At 66.1% G+C, this 3,271-nt stretch carries 5 protein-coding genes and 2 pseudogenes; 3 read left to right on the forward strand and 4 right to left on the reverse strand.

The window, feature by feature from the left end; all coding sequences use genetic code 11:
• The first annotated feature begins 297 nt into the window (after nucleotides 1–297).
• On the forward strand, nucleotides 298–729 hold the full coding sequence (locus WAN71_RS10630; protein ID WP_422225291.1) for a TA system antitoxin ParD family protein: 432 nt from the start codon (nucleotides 298–300) through the stop codon (nucleotides 727–729).
• Nucleotides 726–1,289 (forward strand): zeta toxin family protein, encoded by a 564-nt coding sequence (locus WAN71_RS10635; RefSeq protein WP_422225292.1) that lies wholly within the window; start codon nucleotides 726–728, stop codon nucleotides 1,287–1,289. The genes WAN71_RS10630 and WAN71_RS10635 overlap by 4 nt, the downstream gene beginning before the upstream one ends.
• A gap of 33 nt (nucleotides 1,290–1,322) precedes the next feature.
• Here the strand turns inward: WAN71_RS10635 and WAN71_RS10640 are convergent.
• The 3 genes and pseudogenes from WAN71_RS10640 to WAN71_RS10650 all read right to left on the reverse strand — a co-directional run.
• Nucleotides 1,323–1,469: pseudogene (locus WAN71_RS10640) on the reverse strand (alpha/beta fold hydrolase); the annotation flags it as partial.
• 144 nt (nucleotides 1,470–1,613) lie between these two features.
• Nucleotides 1,614–1,943: a type II toxin-antitoxin system PemK/MazF family toxin gene (locus tag WAN71_RS10645; protein ID WP_422225293.1), complete on the reverse strand. Its 330-nt coding sequence runs from the start codon at nucleotides 1,941–1,943 to the stop codon at nucleotides 1,614–1,616.
• Nucleotides 1,940–2,191: pseudogene (locus WAN71_RS10650) on the reverse strand (antitoxin); the annotation flags it as partial. The pseudogene WAN71_RS10650 and the gene WAN71_RS10645, both read right to left, overlap by 4 nt.
• Here WAN71_RS10650 and WAN71_RS10655 point away from each other — a divergent pair.
• Nucleotides 2,192–2,347 (forward strand): hypothetical protein, encoded by a 156-nt coding sequence (locus tag WAN71_RS10655; RefSeq protein ID WP_422225294.1) that lies wholly within the window; start codon nucleotides 2,192–2,194, stop codon nucleotides 2,345–2,347.
• A 12-nt stretch (nucleotides 2,348–2,359) separates the two neighbouring features.
• On the opposite strand, the gene WAN71_RS10660 is transcribed toward WAN71_RS10655, so the two are convergent.
• Nucleotides 2,360–3,271: class I SAM-dependent methyltransferase (locus WAN71_RS10660; protein ID WP_422225295.1), on the reverse strand; the 912-nt coding region annotated here is incomplete at its 5' end.

Genomic DNA, 3,271 nt, shown 5'->3' on the forward strand with positions numbered 1-3,271 from the left:
CCGGTGCCGATGAGCGTGTCGACCTGGCCGGCAGGGTTGGTGACGAACGGAGGCTTGTCGGCGCGCGCCGCGAGCGGAGCGCCGGTCAACACCACGCAGCCCACCGCCACCACCAACGCGGCGAAAGCCCTTCGTGACCGCATAGCTGTCTATTACTGCATAGTCGTCACTTTGGCACTTTGAGTGGGCGTCTCGAGATGGGCTGGCCTCGACCGCGACCTGGCGGCCTATTGGCTGGGCGGCTCAACCTGTAGCAATGTGTTACAGTTGAAGCAGATTGCTACATCGGGAGGCGCTATGGGGAACACCACTGATCGAGTGACCCGCGTCGCCGCCGACTTGATGGACAGCGCAGCCGCCGAGGGTGCGCGACAAAGCCGCTCGGCCAAGCAGCAGCTCGACCACTGGGCGCGGGTGGGACGCGCCGTGTCGAGTCAGCAGACGGCGGCCCGGCGCCGGGTCGAGGCCGCACTGACCGGCGATCTGGAGCTGCGCGAACTGAGCGTCGAAGAGGGCGCGGTGTTCAACGCCGAGATCGCCGCGGCCGTCCAAGAGAAATTGGCGGCATCGAATTACGGGACCCTGATGGCCGAGCGTGGCATCACCACCGTGGCCCTCGACGAGAACGGTGACATCGTCGAGCACCGCCCTGATGGGTCCTCGGCCGTGGTGGCCACGAAACGGCGAGCACCACGACGCGGGAAGGCCAGCGCCGCGCCCACCCGATGAAGCGGCTCGATCTCGTCGTCGGACCCAACGGAGCCGGCAAGTCGACGTTCGTCGAACTGACCCTGGCGCCACTGCTGCCCGGCAGCGCCTTCGTCAACGCCGACGAGATCGCCAGACAACGCTGGCCTGATGACCCGGCCTCGCATGCGTACCAGGCCGCGCGGGTGGCGGCAGAGACGAGGGCCAAGCTCATCGAGCTGGGCGCATCGTTCATCGCCGAGACGGTGTTTTCCCATCCGTCAAAACTGGATCTGATCGATGCCGCCCACGCGGCGGACTACACGATCGTCCTGCACGTCCTGTTGATCCCCGAGGAGCTGGGGGTCGAGCGGGTCCGGCACCGGGTCAGCGCTGGCGGACATCATGTGCCCGAGCATAAGATTCGCGAACGCTACCAACGTCTTTGGGGGCTTGTCGCCGCCGCGATCACCCGATGCGATTCGGCGACCGTGTACGACAACAGCGGACTGAAAGGCCCCCGCATCGTCGCCCAGGTAAACGACGGCTTCCTCATTGGCTCGCCGGCCTGGCCGGCGTGGACCCCCGGCGCCCTCCGCTGAGGTCGCTGAGCCCAGCGCGGGCTCCGAGCTCAGTTGTGGGCTGCCGACATCCCGGCGGTCGCTGGTCGCGATGAAGTCCTCGATCAGCTCGACCACCGTGTTGGGTGCCTCCACGTGAGCGAAGTGACCGACACGGGGCAGCAGCTCAAGTCTGGCGTGGGTGCGCGCTTCGTGCGCAGAACCTCAAATGCGCGGCAACAAACAAGTGGACCTCTTTGGCTGGCGTGTGGTCGTAGCTGGCCATTAGTCCAGGGACGCAGTAGACCAGCCAGCCCAGAGAGTGCGGTCAGCGGGGACCGAGTGGACGATTGCGACTGCTTCGGATCAACTGGCGCAGTCGACCGCGATGTCAAGGGCTTCGCAGATTTCGCGCATCCGAGTGCCGGCAAGCCGGCCAAGCCGGCCAACCAAGACCGCGACGGAGACGCTTTCCACCGAATCCAGGTTGACCGCCGAACGGCGCGGTATCGGGTCGGAACCCGGTTCTAGAACGACCTCGCTGGCGAGTCCTCGAATCGTTGTCGTACATGGCGCGACGAGGGCACGTCGAAGTCGAGGGATCGCCGCGTCACGCGAGAGGACGACAACCGGGCGCCGGCCGACCTCTGCCAGCTCGCACCACCACACCTCACCACGAGCCGGCAGCGCACTCATGATGCGCCCGCCGCCCGCCGCCACGATGCCAGGTCGCCCCACTCATCCGGCTCCTCAGCCGGGTGTTCGTCATAGGCTGCATAGCCGCTGTCGACCTCGGCGGATCGGTGGCGAGCGAGAAGTGCAGCGAGGGCCTCATCGATGAGGGCGGCATCCGTGATTCCCGACCGCGCACTCCGGGCACTGCCGAGGAGTTCCGCATCCACCGTCGTACTGAGCCGTATGCGATTCATGCCATCATTATGCCATTGCCGACTCACTCCGGTGCGGACAAGGAATCCAACTGGCTGCCCGCGCCGACGGATCGGTTCATCCTGATGCTGCGGCTGTGCTGGCCTACCAGCACACCGCCGACGATCCTGGATGGCAGCTGGCACATCCCCCGAGTCAGGGAAGCCAAGTAGCAGCCGCTACCCTTACGCCCGCTGCGCGGCCACGAACAAGTTGTGCGGGGCAGTGTCTGCGACCTCTTCGGGTGGCCGACGGTCGTGGCTGGCCATCAGCTCAGGGGTCGTTGTCACCGTGACGTCCCAGCCCTGGCGGCTAAACCAATCGCCGACGTCTTCGCGCTCCTCGAAATACCACAGCTCGTCGTTGCGGGGGAGCTCCCGCCGCGGGTCTGCTTTGGCCATCACCGCCCGTATCCGATCCATCCGCTCACGCCGCTTGGCGCGCAACTCGGGATCCGCGAAGTCGGGCCCAAGCGCCTCCACAGCGACTCGACAGCCGGCGACCGTGAGCTCATGAATACGTTCGAACAGCAAGTCTTGGGCCGCGGCAGGCAGATACGGCGTCAGCCCTTCCGCCGACCAGACGCTCGGCGCCGAGGCGTCAAAACCCGCCTGCTGCAATGCCGTTGGCCAATCGTGACGCAGGTCCACCGGGACAGCGACCTGATTACACGCAGGCTCGGCACCGTGCTCGTGCAACGTCGATGCTTTGAAGTCCAACACCTTGGGCTGGTCGAGCTCGTAGACCGTCACTCCATCGGGCCACGGCAACCGCCAGGACCGCGCGTCCAAGCCCGCCGCCAGGATCACCGCCTGTCGGATGCCCGCACGTGTCGCCTCAAGAAAGAAGTTATCGAAAAACGCTGTCCGGCAAGCCATATAGCTGACCATCGCCTGCATCTGCAGCGGCACCAGCGGTTCGGCCTCGATGACCTCGGCCGGCAGCTGCCCAGCGGAGTGCCAGTTCCACACCCCGTCGCCAGCGGCATCGAGGAAAACCTGCGCGAACGGATCGCGGATCAACGGGTTCTCACTTCGGGTCTCTGCCGCCCGCGACGACGCCACACCCAGCGCCGTCGCCCCCACACTCTCGGTGAT

The sequence above is a fragment of the Mycobacterium sp. genome (assembly GCF_049280035.1).
In the GTDB taxonomy this organism is placed as follows: Bacteria; Actinomycetota; Actinomycetes; order Mycobacteriales; family Mycobacteriaceae; genus Mycobacterium.